We start from the raw sequence: 761 nt of genomic DNA, 5'->3' as shown, positions 1-761 counted from the left end.
AAAGGTAAATTCGAGCGTAACAAGCCTCACGTGAACATCGGCACGATTGGCCACGTCGACCATGGCAAGACGTCGCTGACGGCGGCGATCACCAAGTATTTTGGCGAATACAAGCGCTACGACCAGATCGACGCTGCCCCTGAAGAAAAGGCGCGCGGCATCACGATCTCGACGGCGCACGTCGAATACGAGACGGCTGCCCGCCACTACGCTCACGTCGACTGCCCCGGCCACGCCGACTATGTGAAGAACATGATCACCGGTGCCGCGCAGATGGACGGCGCGATCCTGGTCGTGTCGGCTGCCGACGGTCCGATGCCGCAGACCCGCGAGCACATCCTGCTGGCCCGTCAGGTCGGCGTGCCGTCGATCGTGGTGTTCTTGAACAAGGTCGACCAGGTCGACGACGCCGAGCTGCTCGAACTGGTCGAGCTCGAGGTTCGCGAGCTTCTGACCAAGAACGAATTCCCCGGCGACGACATTCCGATCGTCAAGGGTTCGGCTCTGGCTGCTCTGGAAGACAGCGACAAGAAGATCGGTGAAGACGCGATCCGCGAGCTGATGGCTGCGGTCGATGCCTACATCCCGACGCCGGTTCGTCCGCTCGACAAGCCGTTCCTGATGCCGATCGAAGACGTGTTCTCGATCTCGGGCCGCGGCACGGTCGTGACCGGCCGCGTCGAGCGCGGCGTGGTCAAGGTCGGCGAGGAGCTGGAGATCATCGGCATCCGTCCGACGACCAAGACGACCTGCACGGGCGT

The 761-nt window shown here is 62.9% G+C and carries 1 protein-coding gene; it reads left to right on the top strand.

Features of this window, described 5'->3' with window-relative positions:
• On the top strand, positions 1–761 hold a 761-nt coding region (locus NKH95_RS33385; RefSeq protein ID WP_352894626.1), incomplete at both ends, for an elongation factor Tu.

Origin of the sequence: Mesorhizobium sp. M0848, from assembly GCF_040319805.1 — a bacterium.
Classification (GTDB): Bacteria; Pseudomonadota; Alphaproteobacteria; order Rhizobiales; family Rhizobiaceae; genus Mesorhizobium.
Note: the sequence above shows the minus strand (reverse complement) of the source record. Positions and strands in the feature narration are given on the sequence as shown.